Here is a 20925-nt window from a genome sequence, read left to right on the forward strand (position 1 = left end):
CTAGTTTCCTTCCAGTTCGAGGACCGCGGCCGCGTGCGCGCCCGCGCGCCGGCCGGAGAAGATGCAGTCGGCCAGGGACAGGCCGCTGACATAGGAATCCGAGCAGATGCCGACGGCGGTGCGTCCCGCCGCGTACAGACCCGGAATATCGTGTCCGGCTTCGGATTGCACCGCGCCGGTGTCCTCGTCGACGACGACGCCGCCGAGGGTGAGCATCGGGCAGGGGTTCATGAGGCTGGGCTTGATGCCCACATCCAACAACCAGAACGGCCCGCTGCGTACGGATTTGGTGAACTCGGCCGGTTTCCCGACCGGATCCGGGCGGCCCTCGGCGATGGCGGCGTTGTGCTCGTTCACCGTCGCGCGCAGCCCGGAGGGATTGATGCCGGCCTTGATCGCGGCGGCCTCGATGCTGTTCTCCCGGATCGCGCCGCGCCGCATCACCTCGAACTGGGCGCGCTGGAACCAGGTGCCCTGATTGCCGATCTGGGCGATGGCGGTGCGCATGAGGACGTCGTCGACGAGCAGCCAGCCGCGGCCGTCGTGCTCGGCGATCAGCTTGCCGCCGACGGCGGCGCCGTAGCGGGTCTCGTCGATGACGCGGTGGCCCCGGGCGTCGACCAGCACCGCGCCGGTGAAGGCGCTGGGCGGCAGGATGAAGCGCCAGGCCGAGATGTTGCCCATCCGGTCGGTGGCGGCGCCGGCCTGGCGCGCCATCCGGATGCCGCTGCCGTCGTCGCCGGTGGTGCCCAGGCTCAGACCGTTGCGGAACTGCGGGCCGTGCTCGGCGACCATGGCGCGGTTGGCGATGAAGCCGCCCGCGCTGACGATCACGCCGCGGCGCGCGTGCACGCGCAGGGTGGTGCTGTACCGGCGTTCCAGCCGGGCCATCCGGCGCTCCAGGAGTTTGCGCAGCGGCGGGTAGTAGATGCCGGGGTTGGCGGCCATTTTCGCCATCCGGGTGTAGCGGTCGCGGACCGCGCCGGGGGCGTCGCGCAGCGAGCGGCATTCCGCGCCGAGGACGGCGCCGTTGTCGTCGGTGATCAATCGCGTGACCTGCGTGAGGGTTTCCACGTGCACGCCGTGCCGGGAGGCCGAGGCGGCCAGCGGCCCGGTGAGCATGCGGCCGGAGATGCCCGGGCCCTTGACGCGGTGCCCGCGCTGCTTGGGCTCGGCGACCGCGCGGCCGAAGCCCGACACCTCGCTGCCCGAGTAGTACAGGTAGTAGCTGTCGTTCGGATAGGAGGTCTTGTACGGGCACAGCGACGCCTCGAACGGCACGCCGTGGCCCTTCAGCCATTCGATCATCGCCGGGCTCTGATCGACGAAGCGGCGCAGCGTATCCGGCTTCACCGCGTCGCCGACCTCGCGTTCCAGGTACGCGAGCATCTGCTCCGGGGTGTCCTCGACGCCCCCCTCGCGCTGCACCGAGGTGCCGCCGCCGGCATAGATGATGCCGCCGGAGATCGAGGACGCGCCGCCGCCGGCGAAGCGCTCCAGCACGAGCACCTGCGCGCCCGCGGCGGTGGCTTCCAGCGCGGCGGCCGCACCGGCGGCTCCGTAGCCGACGACGACGACGTCGGCGGTGAGGTCCCATTCGAGGCCCATGTACTAGCTCCGGATCTGAAACTGAAACGAGTTTCTCGGCAAGTGGTACGCCTTAGTAGGTCTTCTGCCACTCAACATAGACCAAAGGCGCGTTCATTCTATAACGTGTTCTACATGACTGATCGGGAATACGACGTCGTGGTGGTCGGCAGCGGGGCTGCCGGCATGACCGCCGCGCTCACCGCCGCGCACCACGGGCTCAAAGTGGTGATCATCGAGAAGGCCGCGCACTACGGCGGGTCCACGGCCCGCTCCGGCGGCGGCGTCTGGATTCCCGGGAACAAGGCGCTGAAGGCCTCGGGCCGTCCCGACGACCGGGAAGCGGCGCGCACCTACCTGCACAGCATCATCGGTGACGTGGTGCCCAAGGAGCGGATCGACACCTACATCGACCGGGGCGCCGAGGCGTTCGACTTCGTGCTCGATCACACGCCGCTGCAGATGAAGTGGGTCCCGGGCTACTCCGACTACTACCCCGAAGCACCCGGCGGCCTGGGCGAGGGCCGCTCCAGCGAACCGAAGCCGTTCAACGCCAAGGTGCTCGGCGCGGAACTGGCCAACCTGGAACCGCCCTACGCCAAGGCCCCGCTGAACGTCGTCGTGATGCAGGCGGATTTCGTCCGGCTCAACCTGATCAAGCGCCACCCCAAGGGCATCGCCCGCGCCATGCGGGTCGGCGCGCGCACGTACCTGGCCAAGTGGACCGGCAAGCACATCCTCGGCATGGGCCAGGCCATCATCGCCGCCATGCGCAAGGGCCTGATGGACGCGAATGTGCCCGTCCTGCTGAACACTCCGCTGACCAAGCTGGTGGTGACCGACGGCAAGGTGACCGGCGTCGAGGCCACCCAGAACGGCGAGACCGTCACCTTCACCGCGCGCCTGGGCGTCGTGCTGGGCAGCGGCGGCTTCGAGCACAACGCCGAACTGCGCACCAAGTACCAGCGCCAGCCCATCACCACCGAGTGGACCACCGGTGCGGCCGCCAACACCGGCGACGGGATCGTCGCGGGCATGGAGGCCGGCGGCTCGGTCGACTTCATGGAGGACGCGTGGTGGGGGCCGACCATCTTCAAGGGCGGCAAACCGTGGTTCGCCCTGGCCGAGCGCAACCTGCCCGGCACCATCATGGTCAACGCCGACGGTAAGCGTTTCGGTAATGAGTCCGCTCCTTACGTCGAGGCCGTGCACACCATGTACGGCGGCGAATACGGGCAGGGTGCGGGGCCGGGCGAGAACATTCCCGCCTGGCTGGTGTTCGACCAGCGCTACCGCAACCGCTACATATTCGCCGGGCTGCAGCCGGGCCAGCGGATTCCGTCCCGGTGGATGGAAAACGACTACATCGTCAAGGCCGACAGTCTCGAGGAATTGGCCGGGAAGATCGGGGTGCCGGCCGCGAACCTGGCCTCGACCGTGGAACGGTTCAACGGCTTCGCCGCGCACGGCACGGACGAGGACTTCGGGCGCGGCAACAGCCACTACGACCGGTACTACGGCGATCCGACCGTGAAGCCGAACCCGTGCCTGGCCGCGCTGGTGCAGGGGCCGTTCTACGCGGCCAAGATCGTGCCCGGCGACCTCGGCACCAAGGGCGGCCTGGTCACCGACACCGCTGGCCGGGTGCTGCGCGAGGACAAGACGCCGATCGAGGGTCTCTACGCCTCGGGCAACTGCTCGGCGCCGGTGATGGGTCACACCTACGCCGGCCCCGGCGCCACCATCGGCCCCGCGATCACCTTCGGCTACCTGGCCGTCAAGGACATCGTCGAGCGCAAGCAGGCCTGATCCCGCGCACCGGGCGCGCGGTTGCCCTGCCGCGTGCCCGGCCAGCAGGATCGATCCACACGCATCCCCAAGGAGCAGTCATGCCCATCGATCTGAACGCCGCGCTCGGCGCGGAGATCCCCGGCCGCGAATTCGCCTGGTCCGCGAGCGATGTCCAGCACTACAACCTGGCGCTCGGCGCCGGCGCCCGCTGGACCGAGCCCGCCGAACTGCGCTACCTGCACGACCAGGAACCGCAGGTGCTGCCCTCGTTCGCGACGGTCGCGCCCAGCTTCCACGAGACCGATCCGCCCAAAGTCCAGTTCACCGGCATCGATATCGACCTGGCCAAGGTGGTGCACGGCAGCCAGGAGATCGTCGTGCACCGGCCGATTCCGGCCGCCGGCAAGGCGAGCACCGTCGGCCGGGTCACCGATATCTGGGACAAGGGCTCGGCCGCGATCGTCTGGCGCGAGGACACCGTCACCGGTTCCGACGGCGAACCGCTGTGGACCGCGCGTTCGTCCATCTTCGCCAAGGGCGAGGGCGGTTTCGGCGGTGAGCGCGGCCCGAGCACCAAAGCCGAACTCCCGGATCGGGCGCCCGATTTCGAGGTCCTGACCCCGACCCTGCCGCAGCAGGCCCTGCTCTACCGCATGTGCGGTGACCGCAACCCGCTGCACTCGGATCCCGAGTTCGCCCGCGCCGCTGGCTTTCCGAACCCGATCCTGCACGGCCTGTGCACCTACGGCCTGGTCCTGAAAACCGCCACCGACACCGCCCTGGACTCCGACGCCGCCCGCGTACGCGGCTTCCGCGCCCGCTTCGCCGGCGTCCTCTACCCGGGCGAGACCATCCGCACCCGGATCTGGCGCGGCGACGGCGAACTCACCATCGCCGCCTCGGTCGTCGAACGCGACGACGCCCCGGTCCTCGGCGACGTCGTCCTCACCTTCCAGTAACCGGCCACGGGCCGCGACCGGAGTACCCCGGCCGCGGCCCGTCCCGCTATCCGGGCAATTCCAGCGGGAACAGAAATTTCTCGCCGAAGATATGCATCCACAGGCGTTCACAGAAGTAGCCGTGCACGGGTGAACCGAACGCGGCCTGCCGCAGCCGCACCAGCGCCCGTTCGGAGACCTTCTCGACCAGGTGACTGCGCACCGCGAAGATCGCACCGTAGCTGTGGGTGCCGACCAGATGCTGCGCGGCGAGCTCGGCGATGTCGGGTAGCTCGCACATCTCCAGGAAGTGGGCGCACATATTGACGCCCTCGGGCAGGCGGTGCAGTTCCCGGTAGGTCCGGCCGATGCCCTCGGCGCCGCTGTCCACCCATTCCAGCGGCTGAAAAGTATTGAGCGAGAACAGTTCCGTGCGGACCCGCGCCCCCGGCACGAGGGACCGCTCCGGCGTCAGCAGCAGCGGCGGCGGATAGCCGATCGACTCCTTCCAGCACCAGGACAGCGGCTGCACGTCGGCCCAGTCCGCGTGCGCGGCCAGCAGCGGCAGGAAATCCGGGCTGTGCTCGAACGGGTCGCCCTGGCTGAACACCGTGAATTCGCCCGCGCCCGGGCCGTGTTCCAGCAGATGCGTCAGATAGGAATCCGATTCGCGACCGGCGTTCCGCAGCGCGACGAAACTGTCCGCCCGCGCGCGCACCGCGGCCGAGACCGGACCGGCGCCCTTGTCGTAGATGTGCACCCGGAAGCTGTCGGGCACGTCGAGCACCCAGTCCAGCGGCTCCAGGTAGCGCGCGATCACCAGATCGTGCACAGCGGTTTCGGATCCCATCCGTCCCCTTCGTTGTTCGGATAGTGAACGCGCGACTACCCGCGCGCGGCGGCCTGTTCCGGCAGGACCAGCGGGAACCGGAAACTCTCACCGAAGATATGCATCCACAGCCGTTCACAGACGTAGCCGTGCACGGGCGCACCGGTCGCCGCCTGGCGCAGCCGCACCAGCGCGCGCTCGGGGACCCGCTCGATCCGCTGCTTGCGGACCGCGAAGATGGCGCCGAGGCTGGCCCGGCCGACCAGATGCTGGGCGGCCTGCTCGGCGATCTCCGGCAGCTCGCACATCTCCAGGAAGTGGGCGGAGATATTGGTGCCCTCTGGCAGCCGGTACAGCTCCCGGTACCCGCCACCGATCGAGTCCGGCCCTTTCCCCACCCATTCGAGGGGATGAAAAGTGTTCAGCGAGAACAGTTCCGGACGCACCCGCAGGCCCGGGACGATCGAACGTTCGGGCGTGAGCAGGGTGGCCGGCGGGAACCCGATGTGCGCCTTCCAGCACCATGACAGCGGCTGCACCTCGGTCCAGCTCGCGTGCAGCGCCAGCAATTCGAGGAAGTCCGGGCTGTGCTCGAACGGGTCGGCCTGCGCGAAGACGGTGAACTCACCGCTGCCCGGCCCGTGTTCGAGCAGGTGGGTCAGGTAGGTGTCGGCTTCGCGTCCCTCGTTGCGCAGCCCCACATAGGTGTGCGCCCGCTCGCGCACCGCCGGAGGCACCGGCTCGGCGCCCTTGTCGTAGACGTGCACCCGGTAGGCGTCGGGCACCCGCGTCAGCCAATCCAGCGATTCGTTGTGCCGCGCGATCACCAGATCGTGCACGGCGGTATCGGATGCCATCCGAACGTCCCCCTCCGAAAAACCTGCTGCGAGGATCCTACGAGAGCGGGGGTGCGGGTGCTGCGGCTACCGTTGGCGGGTGGCTGTCGACGGTTCCGTGCGGCCGGCTGTGCCCGTGCCCGGGTATGCCGGGCTCGTTGTGCTGGCTGTGGTTCTGGGGGCGGGGTTCGTGGTGGGGCCCTGGGTGCTGGCGGGGGCGCCGGGGAAGTTCGCGGACGAGGGGGCGTTGCGGGCGACGGCGCGGGCGGGGTTCGAGGAGTATTGGCGTTCCGGGCAGCGGGAATTCACGCCGGAGCTGGCGGCGGTGGTCGATTTCTGGTTCCGGTTCCATGTGATCAAGGCGGTCAACGCGGGGTTGCTGCTGCTCGTGCTGCTGGGGCTCGGTGTGCTGCTGTGGCAGCGGTTTCTGCGCAGCGGCGGCGTGGTGACCGCGGCGGGCGGGGCGGCCGGGATCGGTTGTGCGCTGTTCGCGCTGGTCCTGGTGCTGGTGAACGCGCAGGGGGCGGTGGCGCCGTTCGCCGCGCTGTTCCCGATGCTGACCGGCAGCACGCTGGAACCGGCGCGGGCACCGCTGGCCGCGGGCGGTCCGCGACCGCCGGGCCTCGCGGCGATGGTTGCGGATTTCGCCGCCTACCACCTGGCGATGGCGGTAGCCGCGGGCTGCGTGGCCGCGGCCACCGCCGCGCTGAGCGGCTGGCTGTGGCGGCGCTGCGCCCGGATCGCCGACCGGCGAACCAGGCTGGTGCTCGGTGCGCACGGTGCGCTCACGGCCGTGGTGGCGGTGGCCGCGATCGTGCTCACGGTCGCCAACGCGACCAACGCGGCCGACCCGGAAGCGGGCCTGCTGGCGCTGCTCAGCGGCGGCTGGTGAGGGGGTCCGCGGGCTCGGCGGCGCGCTTGCGCATCGTGACCCCGTGCAGCACCAGGGTGTAGAGCAGGATCACCAGAATCGGAGCGGCGACGGGCGCCCACGCCAGGTGCAGCGGGGTGAAGGCGGCGGCGACGGCGCACGCGGTGAACAGCACCGCACCCGCCACCGAGGGCACCGTGGTCGGCACGACCCCCGCCGGGGCGGTGACGGTCGCCGTGTTCAGCAGATAGGTGGTCGCGACCAAACCCGTTGCGGCGGCGGTCAGCACGGCCGTGTCGGCGAAGGCCAGCACGCCCGCCGCCAGCAGCACCGCGCACACGGCGGCCGGGCGGAACCACCACCCCGCCGCCACCAGCACGATCGCGGGCACGGCGGCCCACGGCAGCACCAGCGCGACCGCCAGCACGAGCAGCAGGCCGGAGAGCACGGCCAGGAATCTGGTCATCGGCGCACCCGGGCGGCGCGGCGGTGCTCGGGAATCAGGCGCATCACCTGGTCCAGGCGCGCGTCCTCGGGCCAGGCGACGATGTCCACGCCGACGGTGCCCATGTCGCGATACATCGACGAGCGCTCCAATTGCCACATGCGCGCGAGGGTTTCGTCGAGCCCGTCGCGGAAGGGCGTGCCGCGCAGCACGTCCACCACCACGACGACGTGCCCGCGCTTGCGCAGATCGATCAGCGCCAGCGCGAACTGGGTGTCGAGCAGGGTGGAGAAGGCGATGACGATGGCGCCCAGCGGCACCGCCGCGTGCGGCGCCAGCGTGCCGGTGGTCGGAATGTGCTCGTCGCCGACGCTGAGCACGGCGTCGATGATCCGGTAGAACTGGCGCCGGCCGATGTCGGGCCGCAGCCAGCGCGGCTCCCGGCCCAGGCAGACGACGGCGGTGCGGTCCCCGGCCTGCAGGGTGGACTGCACGACCTGCGCGGCCCCGCGCACCGACAGTTCCAGCGAGTCGGTGGCGGGCCCCGGCGCCTGCTCCGAGGTGTCCACCAGGACGACGACGTCCGCGGACCGGTTGGTCAGCCGCTCGGTCACATAGAGCCGCCCGCGCCGCGCGCTCACCGGCCAGTTCACCAGGCGCAGTTGGTCGCCGGGCGCGTACGCCCGGATGTCGGCGTACTCCACGCCGGGCCCGTGCTTGCGGGTCAGGTGGGTGCCCAGCCGCTCCGGCAGCTCGGTGCGCGGCAACCCCATCAGCTGCGGATCGGTGATCGGATAGACGTAGAGCTCGCCGGCGGGCAGCACCACGGTGGCGATCGCCAGCCCCGCCGGATTGAGCGCGGAGACTCGGACCGCGGCCGGATAGCGGCCCCAGCGGTCGGCGGTGAGCGCCAGGCGCAGCGCGGCCGGCGCGACCCCGGAGTCACTGGCCTCCTCGACCGTGAGGCCCAGCCCCGGCGCGCCGACCGGCTTCAGGCGCAGCAGCGCGTGCCCGCTGTCGACGAAGGCGGCGACGGTCAGCACCACCTCCTCGGTCTCGAAGCAGCGCAGCGTGCCGCCGCCGTCGACCTGGATGCGGGTGCGCGACTGCTGCCAGGGCGCGGTCGCCAGCACCCCGAGCAGCGGGGCGGCGAACACCACCAGCTGCCAGCGTCCGAGCGCCACCGCGCCGCACAGCGCCGCCGCCGCGCAGATCGCCAGCATGTACACCAGTGGCGCGGGCCGCCACCGTAATTCGGCTTCGATCGTGGCGGTGGCGTCGCGGTGCCTCATGTGCCCGGCGGCGGATAGGCGGCGGACTGGGCGGAGGTGGCGGCACGCGGGACGGGCAGCCGCCGCAGCAGCTCGGAGATGACGTCCTCGCCCCGGATCCGCCGCACCCACATCTCGGGCCGCAGCGTGATCCGGTGCGCCATCGCGGGCACCGCGAGCGCCTTGACGTCCTCGGGGATCACGTAGTCGCGCCCGAGCAGCAGCGCCCGGGCCCGCGACATCTGCACCAGATCCAGTTCCGCGCGCGGGCTCGCGCCGACCTCCACCTGGGGATGCCCGCGGGTGGCCGCGGCCAGTGCCACCACGTAGCTCACCACGTCCGGGTGCACGGTGACGAACTCGACCGACTGCCGCATCTCCATCAGCCCGGCGGCGTCCACCACCTGCCCCACCTGCGGCGGCACCGCCCCGCGTTCCAGGCGCCGCCGGATCATCTGGGTCTCGTCGGCCTCGGACAGGTAGCCCAGCCGCAGCTGGATCGCGAACCGGTCCAGCTGGGCTTCGGGCAGCGGATAGGTGCCCTCGTACTCGATCGGATTGTCGGTCGCCAGCACGATGAAAGGCTGTGGCAGCAGGAAGGTTTCGCCGTCGATGCTGACCTGCCCCTCGGCCATCGCCTCCAGCAGCGCGGCCTGGGTCTTGGGCGGGGTCCGGTTGATCTCGTCGGCGAGCAGCACGTTGGTGAAGACGGGGCCGCGCCGGAAGTTGAACCGCCCGGAGTTCATGTCGTAGATGGTGGACCCGAGCAGGTCGGCGGGTAGCAGGTCGGGCGTGAACTGCACCCGGGTGAAGTCCAGTCCCAGTGCGGCGCTGAAGGATCGGGCGATCAGGGTCTTGCCCAGCCCGGGCAGATCCTCGATCAGGACATGCCCGCCGGACAGTACGGCGATCATGATGAGCTGCATCTCGTCGCGTTTGCCGACGATCACCCGGGATAGCTCCCGCAGGATCGCATCGCTGCGCTGGACCGTGAGGTCCAAAGGCATCGTCATTTCGTCACTCTCACATTCGCTGCAGTCGGCGCAGGATCTCGTCCAGCGCCGCCCGTCCCGGTGCGCGCGTCGTCTGATCGCGCAGTGCCGAGTTCGCCGGATCCACCCAGCGCCACAGATCCGCGCCGAATTGATGTTTCCCGGCGGCCTCGATGGCCTTGCGGTTCTTGGCAACCCGCAATCCAGCCGACAGTTCGAATTCCTTGGCGAGCAATGGCCGCAGGTGCCGGTCCCAGTCGGCCCGGGTGCCGTCGGCGCGGTCGGCGAGCATCTGTGCCCGGGCCTGCCAGCGGCCCAGCATCTCGGCGGGGCCGTTGTCGATGTCGCCGGGCGCGGGTGCGGGCTCCGGCGACCGGTCGCGCAGCCGCCAGATCAGGGTGACCGTCAGCGCCAGCACCGGGAGGCCGGTGAGCGCCAGCAGCGCGCCCCGGGCCTGGGCCAGGGTGATCGCCTCGAACAGGAGGACGACCGCGATCGCGGTCGCCACCACGGCGGTCCGGTTCATGCCACGACCTCCCCTTGCAGATCGGCGAGCACGATCCGGAGCAGCTGTTCGGCGCGCAGGCGCTGCCACTCCAGCATGTCGTGCGGGCTGAAGCGGGCCTCCTCGAACAGCGCGACGAGCTCACGGGCCGAGGCGTCGTGCAGCGCACCGTGTTCGAAGGCGCGCGCGAGCACCTCCATCGGAGTGTCCGAGGCCAGCGGCGCGGCGGCGCGATCGAAGGCCAGGCCGCGTTCCATCGCCAGGTAGCAGGCGATGATCGCGGTGCGCGCGTCCTGACCGGGCGCGTTCATCGCGGCCAGGCCCATTTCGGCGGCCCGGGCCAGCGAGTCGGCCGGGGTCGGGCCGTTCGCGGTCGCCGGGATCTGGGTCTCGGCCGGCTTGCGGCGCGCGGTGACCGCGACCACCAGCAGCCCGGCCACGGCGACCACGACCAGCACGATCGCGGCGACGGTGGCCAGCAGCAGCGCGGTACCGGTCAAAGTGTCCGGCGTTCCGGCAGGTTCGGCCATCCCGGTGGCGCCCGGATCGGCCGTGCCGGTGACCGGGCTGGGCGGCGCCGGCTCGCTGGGCGGCGCGGCGCGGCCGAAGCCGAGATAGAAGACCGCGGTGGACACGGCGATCAGCACGCCGAGGCCGGCCAGCACCGCCAGCACGATCAAACCGATCCGCCCGAGCCGCCACTGGCCGCGTTCGGTCTCGCGCTCGGGTTCGGGCAGGGACAGCGGCAGCCGATGCTGGCTGGCGATCACGCCGGCCAGCAGGATGACCACCGATACGGTGAGCAGTACCGGCATCAGCGCGACGGCCACCGCGGATTGCACCGCGCGGCCGTTGCCCGGCGGCCCGGCGCCCGGGATGTAGCCGCGGAGTGCGACGGCGACCAGCACGAGCAGCGCGATCGACACGATCACGCGTACTACCGCCGTGCGCGCACGGACCACCCCATTACCACCAGTTCTTCGACCACCTGAATCAGGCACATAGTTACATGCCGGGCGGTCCGCTCGGAGGCGAATCGGCGAGTTCGAATTACCAACGCCGCGGAGAATATTGGGGCTTGCTACTTCCAGGTTACCGACATTGCCCGACTGGGACAGCCGGAATTTGTGACAGTTCACCAAGGCGGCTGTGCGTACGCGCCAAATCGGGCACGCCGTGCACAGATTCGACCAGTTCCGCGAGCGGAACGCGGGCGATCACGGTCAACGGCAGATCGGCGTCGTAGAGCACATCGATCACATTCACCCATCGCATGACCCAGTCCATCGGCACCGTCGCCAGCGCCGGCACCGCGCACACCGTCCAGGATCGGAAACGCGCCACCAGTTCCACATAGTCGGCGGCCGAGGTCGGGGCACCGCAGAGCCCCGCGAAATCGAACGTGACCGTGCTGCCCGCGATAATCCGGGCCCGCACGGTGCGCCCGCCGACGGTGAAGTGGACCGAACCCGGCGCGGGGTCCGCCGCGACCAGATATCGCCCGGAGGCGAACCCCGTGCCGCCCTCGTGCGGCAGGGTGCGGTAGTCGAGCGCGCCATCGAGCGCCAGCACGTCGAGACGGTCGAGGATGCGCGCGATGGTGGGCTCGAATCGCTCGTGGAACAGCGGATTCGGCAGCAGGCCCGACGGCGGGTAGTTCGAGGTGACGACCAGCGTGACGCGGCGGGCGAAGAGCGCGTCCAGCAGGCGGGCGAGCAGCATCCCGTCACCGATGTCGTGCACGTGGAACTCGTCGAAGCACACCAGCCGCGCCGAGCCCAGCAGGCGGTCGATGCCGTTGTCGATCGAGCCCGCCTCGTGCGCGGCCGTGTGCAGCCGGGCGAAGAAGTCGTGGAAATGGAAGCGCCGCTTCCGGTCCGAGGCGACGGCGGCGTAGAAGCGGTCCATCACCATCGTCTTGCCCCGTCCGGGGCGGCCGTGCAGATAGACGCCCCGGCCGTGCCGGGCCGGGCGGCCGTGCCGGTCGAGCAGTGCGGTCAGCCGCAGCAGCGCCCGCTGCTGATCGGCGTCCAATTCGATGCCCACCCCCTCAGCTGTAGCCGATCGACCGGGCTCGCAGACAGGGATCGTGATGTTGTCCACAGCCGTGCACAGCCGGCTCAGTGCCACCCGCGCTCGCCGTAGCCGACCCCGGTATGGCGGGCGCGGATGCCCGCCAGGGAGTAGGCGATGATCTCCGGCTCCGGCAGGCGACTCAGCGGAAACCATTGCAGCCCATAGGATTTGTCCGGCTCCCGGTTGACCGGCTCGCCGCTCCACCGCCGCACCTCGAAGAACAGCCCGAGCCGCGCTTCCCGTCCCGAACCGACCACGTGCGCGGTGTGGATGTGATGCAGATCCACCGGGTCGATCAGCACGCCGATCTCCTCGCGCGCCTCCCGGGCGGCGGCGGCGCTGGCGGACTCCCCCGCCTCCAGCTTCCCGGCCGGCAGGTGCCACAGTCCGTCGAACTCGTCGTCGCTGCGGCGCTTGGACAGCAGCAGTTGCCCGTCGCGGATCAGCAGCACGTGCACATCGACGATATGGCGGTCGGTCATCGGACTCCTCTCGGACGCCGAACGCGCGGGCCGTCCAGCGGAAGCACGGAGCGGGACGGCCGCCGGGCTAGAGTCACCGGCACAGCAGATCGTCGGAGCCATCGAGATGGAGAAGCTCATGTCCCGCGGTTCGTTCTCGCCCACCTTAGCCGGGTCCCGATCACTCGCCGCCACAGTGTCCGCAGGCGAATCTCCCAGTCCACTCCCCCAGCCCTCCGGCGCCGGCCGCCGCTTCGGCGCCGAATGGGAGCCGCACACCCGCACTTTCATGTCCTGGCCGGCCCGCGAGGACGTGTGGGGCGGCTACCTCGACGATGTCCGCTGGAACATCGCCGAACTCGCGCGCGCGATCGCCTACTACGAACCCGTGGTCATGCTGGCCCGCCCCGAGCAGGCCGACGCCGCCCAGCGCGCCTGCGGCAGCGGCGTGCAGGTGGTCGCCCTGCCGGTCGACGATCTGTGGGCCCGCGACACCGTCCCGGTGTTCGTGCGGGAAACCGTGGGCGTGGTCGGCGTGGATCTGAACTTCAACGGCTGGGGCGGCAAACAGCCGCACGACGACGACACCCGCATCGGCCGGGAACTGCTGTCCCGCTGCCGGATTCCGCAGGTGCGCGCGCCGTTCGTGGCCGAGGGCGGCGCCCTGGAGTCCGACGGCGCGGGCACCCTGCTGGTCACCGCGAGCGCGCTGGTCAACGACAACCGCAACCCCGGCAAGACCCGCGAGACGCTGACCGCCGAGCTGCGCGCCACCCTCGGCGTCGAACAGGTCGTCTGGTTCGACGGTGTGCCCGGCGAGGACGTCACCGACGCGCACGTGGACTGCCTGGTCCGGTTCGTCGCACCCGGAATCGTCGTGCTGGACACGGCTTTTCCGAACACCCCGGACGATTCCTGGTCGCGGTCGGCGGCGCAGGCGCGCGCGGTGCTCGCCGAGGCCGTGGACGCGCGCGGGCAGCGCTTCGAGGTGATCGATCTGCCGCGTCCGGATCCGGCGGTGATCACCGGCGGTGGTGACGAATTCGTCGCCAGCTACGCCAATTTCTACATCGCCAACGGTGCGGTCTTCGTGCCCCGCTTCGGGGATCGGAACGCCGACCAGCGGGCCCGCGACATTCTGGGCGAGCACTTCGCCGACCGCGAGATCGTGCCGGTCTCGATCGACGAGATCGCGGCGGGCGGCGGCGGCATCCACTGCGCCACCCACGACCAGCCCGCCTGACCCCCGCCCGCACCTCTCGTCATCCCGGCGAACGCCGGGACCAGGGACACCGACGCCACGCCTGACGCTGGGTGCCCGGCATTCTCCGGAACGACGAGAAGTGCGCGGCGTCAACTCAATTCGTAGTCAGCACCAGCCCCGAGGTGGGCACCCCGGTACCAGCCGTGACGACGATGTCGGTCAGCCCCTCGACCTGATTGACCGAGGTGCCGCGGATCTGGCGCACCGCCTCGGCGATCCCGTTCATGCCGTGGATGTAGGCCTCGCCGAGCTGCCCGCCGTGCGTGTTCAACGGCAGCCGGCCGCCGATTTCGATCGCGCCGTCGGCGATGAAATCCTTGGCCTCGCCGCGCGCGCAGAACCCGAGTTCCTCCAGCTGCATCAGCACGAACGGGGTGAAGTGGTCGTAGAGGATCGCGGCCTGCATATCCTCCGGCCGCAGGCCGCTCTGGGCCCACAGCTGAGCACCGACCAGCCCCATTTCCGGCAGCCCGGTCATGGCGTCGCGGTAGTAGGACGTCATGACGTACTGGTCCGCGCCCGAGCCCTGCGCGGCGCCGGCGATGAGCGCCGGTCGCCGCGGCAGATCCCGGGCCCGCTCCGCGCTGGTGACGACCAGGGCGACACCGCCGTCGGTCTCCTGGCAGCAGTCCAGCAGGTGCAGCGGCTCCGCGATCCAGCGCGAGGCCTGGTGCTCCTCGAGCGTGATCGGCTTGCCGTGGAAGTGCGCGGCCGGATTCACCGCGGCGTGCTTGCGGTCGGCCACCGCCACCCGGCCGAAATCCGCACTGGTGGCGCCGGATACGTGCATGTAGCGCCGGGCCACCATGGCCACCTGGGCCGCGGGCGTGCCCAGGCCGTGGGTGTAGGAGAAGGCGTTGTCCACCCCCGAGGAGGTCGGGTTCGCGCTCGCCAGGTGGGTGGCGAACTGCCCGAAGCGATTTCCCGATCGCTCGTTGAACGCCCGGTAGGCCACCACCACGTCGGCGACGCCGGTCGCCACCGCCATCGCCGCCTGCTGCACGGTGGCCGCCGCCGCGCCGCCACCGAAGGGGATGTTGGAGAAGAACTTCAGGCTCGGGATGCCCGCCGCCCGCGCCACCGCCGCCTGGGTGTTGGTGTCCATGGTGAAGGTGGTCAGGCCGTCCACGTCGGCGGGCGTCAGGCCCGCGTCGGCCAGGGCGGCGGTGACGGCCTCGGCGGCCAGGCGCAGTTCGCTGCGCCCGGAGTCCTTGGAGAAATCGGTGGCGCCGATGCCGACGATGGCGGCCTTGCGGCTCAGACCGGTCACGCGGCGGCCTCCTGCATCCGGATGACGGCCTGGGCCGTGATGTGGTCGCCGAGGCTGTCCCGGCCGGTCACCTCGATGGTGATGTCACCGTCGTCGATCGCGGTGACCGTGCCGGACAGCGTCAGCGTGTCGTTGGCGTAGAGCGGCACGCCCAGGCGCAGCGCGAGGGATTTCACCACGGTGCGCGGGCCCGCCCAATCGGTGACGAACCGCTGCACCAGGCCGGTGTCGGTGAGGATATTGACGAAGATGTCCTTGGAACCGCGCTCGACCGCCTTGTCCCGGTCGTGGTGCACGTCCTGGAAGTCGCGGGTGGCCAGCGCGGTGCTGATCACGAAGGTCGGATCGGCGTGGATCACCAGCTCGGGCAGCACGGTCCCCACCCGCACCTCGGTAGTCGCGGTCACTGCACAACCTTCCAGTACGGCACGACGTTGTCCTCGTCGAGCTTGTCGAACCCGGCCTCGACGGCCAGCCCGATCGTGACGTCCGCGGGCGCGATCCCGCGTAGTTCGCCCAGCATGCGCACGCCCTCCGCCAGCTCGACCAGCGCCACCACATAGGGCAGCTGCCGCCCGGGCACCTTCGGCGCGTGATGCACGACGAAGCTGAAGACGGTGCCGCGGCCGGAGGCCACGACGTAATCGGTCTGCACGTCCTTGTCCTGCCAGAGCGCGGGCACCGGCGGATGCTGCAGCGTGCCGTCGGGCCGCCGCTGAATCCGCAGCTCGCCGAGCTTGGTTCCGTCCCAGAAGAATTCGGTGTCCTTGGACACCATCGGCCGCACCCGCTTGGCGAGATCGTCGGCCGCGACCGTCCCGGGCGCGGGCGCGGCCTTCTTGCCGGTGCCGGGGATGAACTTCAGCAGGCGGAACAGCATCTCGGTGACCAGCTCGTCGCCGACGTACCACTTGGTCCGGTAGGTGACGAACCAGCCCTCGCCCAGCCCGGTCCGCTTGGGGCCGAACATCTCGTCGAGCTGGCTGGTGACCTGCACCCGCTCGCCCGGCCGCACGTAGCGGTGGTAGATCTGCTCGCAGTTGGTCGCGACCACGGAGGTGAACCCGGCCGCGTCGAGCAGTTCGTTGGTCGAGGTCATCGGGTCGTCGTCCGGGCGCGCGCCGTTCAGGCCCAGCATGGTCCACACCTGGGCCATGGCGGGCGGCGCCACGATGCCCGGGAAACCGGCCGCGCGCGCCGCGTCCTCGTCGACGTAGACCGGGTTGGCGTCGCCGAGCGCCTCGACCCAGTTGTTGATCATCGGCTGGTTCACCGGGTCGCGGGCCAGGCGCGGCGCGCTCTCGCCCGCCGCCATGATCTTCTTCCCGGCGGCCTGAATCGCCTCCGGTGCACTACTTTCCGGCACGCCGGTCTCCTTCGGGTTAGCGGGGTACCTTGGGCAACTGCAGTCCGGCGGTCGCGACGAGTTCGCGCATGACCTCGTTGACGCCGCCGCCGAAGGTGATCACCAGGTTCTGCTTGGTGCGCCGGTCCAGCCAGGTGAACAGCTCGGCGGTCTCCGGGTCGGCCGCGTCGCCGTAGCCGCCCACGATCTCCTCGGCCAGCCGGCCGGCCTCCTGCACCGCCTCGGTGGAGTAGACCTTGGTCGCCGACGCGTCGGCGATCACGCCCATCGGATCGTCGGCGGCGCTCTCGGCCTTGGCCGCGACCTGCCAGTTGAGCAGCTCGTTGAGCCGGGTCATGGCATGGATGCGCCCGAGCGCGCGCTGCACGTCGGGCTTGCCGAGCAGTCCGCGCGGCTGGGCCCACTCCCGGACCCGGTCGTAGAGCTGTTCGATCTTGCCGGAGGGCCCGAGGCCGACCCGCTCGTGATTGAGCTGGGTGGTGATCAGCTTCCAGCCCCGGTTCTCCTCTCCGACGAGCATGTTCGCGGGAACGCGGACATTGTCGAAGTAGGTGGCGTTGGTGTGGTGGGCGCCGTCGCAGGTGATGATCGGCGTCCAGGAGTACCCCGGGTCCTTGGTATCCACGATCAGGATCGTGATGCCGCGGTGCCGCGACTCCGTGCTGCCGGTGCGGCAGGCCAGCCAGATGTAGTCGGCCTCGTGCGCGCCCGTGGTGAAGGTCTTCTGCCCGTTGACGATCCAGTCGCCGTTCGCGTCGCGCGCCGCCGAGGTGCGCAGCGCGGCCAGGTCGGTGCCGGCGTCGGGTTCGGAGTAGCCGATCGCGAAATGGATTTCACCGGAAAGGATTCCGGGCAGGAACTTCGCCTTCTGCTCCTCGGTGCCGAAGCTCTGCAGGGTCGGGCCCACGGTCAGCAGCGTCACCAGCGGCAGCGGCACGTCCGCGCGCACCGCCTCGTTGTAGAAGATCTGCTGCTCCAGCGCGCCGAAACCCTGGCCGCCGTACTCCTTCGGCCAGCCGACACCGAGCCAGCCGTCGCGGCCCATCCGGCGCACCACCTCGCGGTAGGCGTCGCCGTGCCGGTTCTCCCGCATCTCGGCCTCTTCCTCGGGAGTCACGAGACCGGTGAAATAGGAACGCAGTTCGTTGCGCAGCCGACGCTGCTCGCTGGTCAGATCGATGAACATCTGGCTCCCAATCGGTCGAGCCGGAACGACGCGCCGCCGAGCCAGCGGGCGAGGTCCTTGGCCTGTGAGTAGTAGCGGTGCATCGAGTGCGTGACGTCGACGCCGATGCCGCCGTGCAGGTGATGGCACTTCTGCATGGCGGCGGGCAGTTCCGAGGCCACGGTGTAGGCCAGCACGTCCAGGTCGTCGTCGATCCGCTCCTGGTGCGCCGGGCTCGGATCCGGCTGGGCCAGTGCCCAATTCGCCGAGACCGCGGCGACGTGCAGGGTGCGCGAGACCACGTAGAGGTCGGCGATCTGCTGGGCCACCGCCTGGAACTCGGCCAGCGGCCGGTTGAACTGGCGGCGGGTGCGCAGATGCTCGGCGGTGAGCACCAGCGCGCCCTTGAGCAGGCCGTCCGCGACGGACCCGATCGAGGCGACCGCGACCCGATGTAGTTCGCTGAGCCCGCCGGGCAGCAACTGCTCGACCGGGATCACGACCTCGTCCAGGCGCACCGAGCACTCCGGCATGCCGCCCGAGACCGGCGAGGGCAGCCGGGTCACGCCCGCGGCGTCCGCGTCGACCAGCGCCAGACCCGAATTCGTCGGGATCAGCAGCCAGCGCGCCTCCTCCGCGTAGGGCACCGCGACCTTGTGGCCGCTGATCCGGGCGACATCACCCTCGACGACCGCGGTCGTCTCCGGCTTGACCACGAACGGCGCACCCGGCTCGTTCAGTGCCACCGTCAGCACCGCGCCCTTGGCGATCTCGGGGAACACCCGGTCGGCGACCTGGTCCGGCAGGGCCGCGAGCAGGGGTAGCAGCGCGAAACCGAGCGTGGGCAGCGCGGGCACGGCGACCGCGTCGGTGGCGAGCTCGGTCAGCATGACCGAGATCTCCGGCAGCCCCATGTCGTCGCCGCCGAAACGCTCCGGCAGCGCGACCGTCAGCAGCCCGCTCTCGACCAGGCTCGGCCACAGCGTGTAGTCGCGCGCCGCTTCCCGCTCCAGCAAACTCACGACGACCTCGGCTACCGCGTCCGGGCCTTCGTCCCTGGTGAAATCCATTGTTGTCTCCAGTTGCCTAGCTGTCCGCGTCGCGCGGCAGGCCGAGAATCCGCTCACCGGCGACGGTCAGCAGAATCTGCTCGGTGCCGCCGGCGATGGACAGACAGCGGGTGAGCAGGAATTCCTTGACCACGTCGGTGTCCTGGCCGCCGGCGATACCGGCCGCCTCCACCGCGTATTCGGCCACCGCCTGGCGGTGCCGCACGCCGACCAGTTTGCGCACGCTGCTCTGCGCGCCGGCGTCACCGCCGGCCAGGGTGCGCACCAGCGCGCGCTGTTCCAGCAGCAGGCCCGCGATGGCCTCGGCGACGAAGCCACCGAGGCGGTCGTTGTGCAGTTCCGCCCCCGGGCCCGAAGCCGGCAGCTTGGCGACGAGTTCCTCGAGCACCGGCCCGATACCGTTGCCGCCCATGGCGATCCGCTCCGCCGACAGCGTGGAACGGGCGATCTTCCAGCCGTTGTTCACCGCGCCGACCAGGCAGTCGTCCGGGACGAACACCTCGTCGAGGAACACCTCGCTGAAGCGCGCCTCCCCGGTGATCTGGCGCATCGGCCGCACGTCGACGCCCGCCGCGTGCATGTCGACCAGGAAGTAGCTGATGCCGCGGTGCTTGGGCGCCTCGGTGTCGGTGCGGGCCAGGCAGATGCCCCAGTTCGCCGTGTCGCCGAGCGAGGTCCACACCTTCTGGCCGTTGAGGACCCAGCCGCCGTCGACCCGCTTGGCCGTGGTGCGCAGCGCGGCCAGGTCGGAACCGGCGCCCGGCTCGGAGAACAGCTGGCACCAGATGACCTCCTCGCGCAGCGTCGGCCAGGCAAAGCGTTCGACCTGTTCGGGGGTGCCATGCTGGAGTAGCGTGGGAATGGCCCAGCCCGCGACGGCCAGGTCCGGCGCCTGCAGGCCGTGCTTGCGCAGCTCCTCCGAAATCACCAGCCCGGTCATGGGATTCGCGCCGCGCCCGTAGGGCGCGGGCCAGTGCGGCATGGCCAGCCCGGCTTCGACGATGGCCGCGCGCTGCTCGTCGACCGGCAGCGCGGCGATCGCGGCCACCTCGGCGGCCAGCCCCTGGGCCCGATCGGTGTCCACCTCGGCCGCGGCGAAGACCTGATCCGCGCCGGTGGTGCGGCGCTGCCCGGCCCGGGTCAGCTCGGTGACCCGTGCGCGCCAGCGCGCGGAGCCGCCGAGCAGCGCGCGCAGGGCGGTGGCCCGGCGCAGGTAGAAGTGCGCGTCGTGTTCCCAGGTGAAGCCGATACCGCCGAGCACCTGGATGCAGTCCTTGGTGGTCTCGACGGCCGCGTCCAAGGCGATCGCGGCGGCGCTCGCGGCGGCGATCGGCAATTCCGCGCCACCGTCGTCCACGGCCGCGGCGGCGTCGGCGGCGACGGCGCGAATGAGTTCGGTGCGGCACAGCATCCATGCGCAAATATGTTTGAGCGCTTGGAAAGATCCGATTTTGCGGCCGAATTGCTCACGCACCTTGGCGTATTCGACGGCGGTCTCCAAACACCAGCCCGCGAGGCCCGCCAGTTCGGCGGTGGCGAGCACGACGGCGAGGTCCTCGACGGCGTGCGGCGTGGCGAAGACCCGCTCGGCGGGCACCTCGACGTCGGCGCAGTGCACCCGCGCCAGCGGGGTGGCGGGGTCGAGCGCGGTCAGGGCTTCCACGCGCAGACCGGTGGCGTCCGGCGGCAGCAGGCACCAGCGCGGGCCGTCGGGGGTCCGCACGCCCAGGAGCACCGAAGTGCCTGCGGCAGCGCCGAGTACCGAATTCCAGGAACCATTGAGCAACACGGAACCGGATGCAGCGAGTACACTCGGCTCGTCGAGTGCGACTCCGCACGGCATGTCCTCGTCGAGGGCGCCCGCGGTGATCAGGTTCGCCAAAGCCGTTGCCAGTACGGGTCCGCCGACCAGATCATGTGCCGCCTGTTCGACCAGCACGGCCAGATCGGTGACAGACCCACCGGCGCCACCCGCGTCCTCGGCGACCGCGACCCGGAAGATCCCGAGGTCGGCCAGCGCGGGCCAGTAGGCGCGCCAGGAGTCCGCGCCCTGGTCTCGCATTGTTGCAATTGGACGTACCGTTCCGGCCCATCCACGCATCGACTCCTGGACGGCTTTATGCTCGTCAGTGGTGGCGATGGTCACACTCCGTACCGCCTTTCCGGCGTGACTCCCACACCTAGAACA

Annotated in this window: 20 protein-coding genes; 4 read left to right on the forward strand and 16 right to left on the reverse strand. The window is 70.5% G+C overall.

What is annotated here, in order from left to right; genetic code table 11:
- Positions 1 to 1608 carry an FAD-binding protein gene (locus tag AB0I43_RS27485; RefSeq protein WP_357432827.1) on the reverse strand — a complete coding sequence of 536 codons (1608 nt, stop codon included), beginning with the start codon at positions 1606 to 1608 and terminating at the stop codon, positions 1 to 3.
- 105 nt (positions 1609 to 1713) lie between these two features.
- On the opposite strand from AB0I43_RS27485, the gene kstD reads away from it, so the two are divergent.
- Entirely contained in the window at positions 1714 to 3396 is a 1683-nt protein-coding gene (gene kstD, locus AB0I43_RS27490; RefSeq protein WP_357432828.1) for a 3-oxosteroid 1-dehydrogenase, read from the forward strand.
- A gap of 80 nt (positions 3397 to 3476) precedes the next feature.
- Entirely contained in the window at positions 3477 to 4337 is an 861-nt protein-coding gene (locus AB0I43_RS27495; protein ID WP_357432829.1) for a MaoC/PaaZ C-terminal domain-containing protein, read from the forward strand.
- 46 nt (positions 4338 to 4383) lie between these two features.
- Here the strand turns inward: AB0I43_RS27495 and AB0I43_RS27500 are convergent, their stop codons facing one another.
- Positions 4384 to 5166, reverse strand: a complete 783-nt coding sequence (locus tag AB0I43_RS27500; protein ID WP_357432830.1) for a hypothetical protein — start codon at positions 5164 to 5166, stop codon at positions 4384 to 4386.
- A 35-nt stretch (positions 5167 to 5201) separates the two neighbouring features.
- Positions 5202 to 6002: a hypothetical protein gene (locus AB0I43_RS27505; protein ID WP_357432831.1), complete on the reverse strand. Its 801-nt coding sequence runs from the start codon at positions 6000 to 6002 to the stop codon at positions 5202 to 5204.
- Between the two features lie 79 nt (positions 6003 to 6081).
- Here AB0I43_RS27505 and AB0I43_RS27510 point away from each other — a divergent pair, with 79 nt between their 5' ends.
- Complete coding sequence (locus AB0I43_RS27510) at positions 6082 to 6873, forward strand: hypothetical protein (RefSeq protein WP_357432832.1); 792 nt, start codon at positions 6082 to 6084, stop codon at positions 6871 to 6873.
- On the opposite strand, the gene AB0I43_RS27515 is transcribed toward AB0I43_RS27510, so the two are convergent.
- From AB0I43_RS27515 to AB0I43_RS27545, 7 genes are all read right to left on the reverse strand, one after another.
- Complete coding sequence (locus AB0I43_RS27515; RefSeq protein WP_357432833.1) at positions 6857 to 7318, reverse strand: hypothetical protein; 462 nt, start codon at positions 7316 to 7318, stop codon at positions 6857 to 6859. The genes AB0I43_RS27510 and AB0I43_RS27515 overlap by 17 nt on opposite strands.
- Positions 7315 to 8589 carry a DUF58 domain-containing protein gene (locus AB0I43_RS27520; protein WP_357432834.1) on the reverse strand — a complete coding sequence of 425 codons (1275 nt, stop codon included), beginning with the start codon at positions 8587 to 8589 and terminating at the stop codon, positions 7315 to 7317. Before AB0I43_RS27520 ends, AB0I43_RS27515 begins: the two co-directional genes overlap by 4 nt.
- Positions 8586 to 9581 carry a MoxR family ATPase gene (locus AB0I43_RS27525; protein ID WP_356974792.1) on the reverse strand — a complete coding sequence of 332 codons (996 nt, stop codon included), beginning with the start codon at positions 9579 to 9581 and terminating at the stop codon, positions 8586 to 8588. The genes AB0I43_RS27520 and AB0I43_RS27525 overlap by 4 nt, the downstream gene beginning before the upstream one ends.
- A gap of 10 nt (positions 9582 to 9591) precedes the next feature.
- Complete coding sequence (locus AB0I43_RS27530; protein WP_356974790.1) at positions 9592 to 10086, reverse strand: hypothetical protein; 495 nt, start codon at positions 10084 to 10086, stop codon at positions 9592 to 9594.
- The gene (locus AB0I43_RS27535) at positions 10083 to 10997 is read right to left on the reverse strand and encodes a DUF4129 domain-containing protein (protein ID WP_356974788.1); all 915 of its coding nucleotides are present in this window, start codon (positions 10995 to 10997) and stop codon (positions 10083 to 10085) included. The genes AB0I43_RS27530 and AB0I43_RS27535 overlap by 4 nt, the downstream gene beginning before the upstream one ends.
- Positions 10998 to 11157: 160 nt before the next feature.
- Complete coding sequence (zapE, locus tag AB0I43_RS27540) at positions 11158 to 12111, reverse strand: cell division protein ZapE (RefSeq protein WP_357432835.1); 954 nt, start codon at positions 12109 to 12111, stop codon at positions 11158 to 11160.
- A 74-nt stretch (positions 12112 to 12185) separates the two neighbouring features.
- Positions 12186 to 12623 carry an NUDIX domain-containing protein gene (locus AB0I43_RS27545; protein WP_357432836.1) on the reverse strand — a complete coding sequence of 146 codons (438 nt, stop codon included), beginning with the start codon at positions 12621 to 12623 and terminating at the stop codon, positions 12186 to 12188.
- Between the two features lie 118 nt (positions 12624 to 12741).
- Here AB0I43_RS27545 and AB0I43_RS27550 point away from each other — a divergent pair, with 118 nt between their 5' ends.
- Positions 12742 to 13845 (forward strand): agmatine deiminase family protein, encoded by a 1104-nt coding sequence (locus tag AB0I43_RS27550; protein WP_357432882.1) that lies wholly within the window; start codon positions 12742 to 12744, stop codon positions 13843 to 13845.
- Positions 13846 to 13960: 115 nt separating this feature from the next.
- Here the strand turns inward: AB0I43_RS27550 and AB0I43_RS27555 are convergent, their stop codons facing one another.
- From AB0I43_RS27555 to AB0I43_RS27580, 6 genes are all read right to left on the reverse strand, one after another.
- A complete protein-coding gene (locus AB0I43_RS27555; RefSeq protein WP_357432837.1) occupies positions 13961 to 15136 on the reverse strand; it encodes a lipid-transfer protein in 1176 nt (391 codons plus the stop codon).
- The gene (locus tag AB0I43_RS27560; RefSeq protein WP_356974780.1) at positions 15133 to 15543 is read right to left on the reverse strand and encodes a MaoC family dehydratase; all 411 of its coding nucleotides are present in this window, start codon (positions 15541 to 15543) and stop codon (positions 15133 to 15135) included. Before AB0I43_RS27560 ends, AB0I43_RS27555 begins: the two co-directional genes overlap by 4 nt.
- On the reverse strand, positions 15540 to 16451 hold the full coding sequence (locus AB0I43_RS27565; protein ID WP_357432883.1) for an OB-fold domain-containing protein: 912 nt from the start codon (positions 16449 to 16451) through the stop codon (positions 15540 to 15542). The genes AB0I43_RS27560 and AB0I43_RS27565 overlap by 4 nt, the downstream gene beginning before the upstream one ends.
- 67 nt (positions 16452 to 16518) lie before the next feature.
- Positions 16519 to 17688 (reverse strand): acyl-CoA dehydrogenase family protein, encoded by a 1170-nt coding sequence (locus AB0I43_RS27570; RefSeq protein ID WP_357432838.1) that lies wholly within the window; start codon positions 17686 to 17688, stop codon positions 16519 to 16521.
- Positions 17673 to 18737, reverse strand: coding sequence for an acyl-CoA dehydrogenase family protein (locus AB0I43_RS27575; protein ID WP_357432839.1), 1065 nt, complete (start codon positions 18735 to 18737; stop codon positions 17673 to 17675). The genes AB0I43_RS27570 and AB0I43_RS27575 overlap by 16 nt, the downstream gene beginning before the upstream one ends.
- Before the next feature lie 16 nt (positions 18738 to 18753).
- Positions 18754 to 20883 (reverse strand): acyl-CoA dehydrogenase family protein, encoded by a 2130-nt coding sequence (locus AB0I43_RS27580; protein WP_357432840.1) that lies wholly within the window; start codon positions 20881 to 20883, stop codon positions 18754 to 18756.
- Between the last annotated feature and the right edge of the window lie 42 nt (positions 20884 to 20925).

It is taken from the genome of Nocardia sp. NPDC050435 (assembly GCF_040655395.1).
Lineage (GTDB): Bacteria > Actinomycetota > Actinomycetes > Mycobacteriales > Mycobacteriaceae > Nocardia.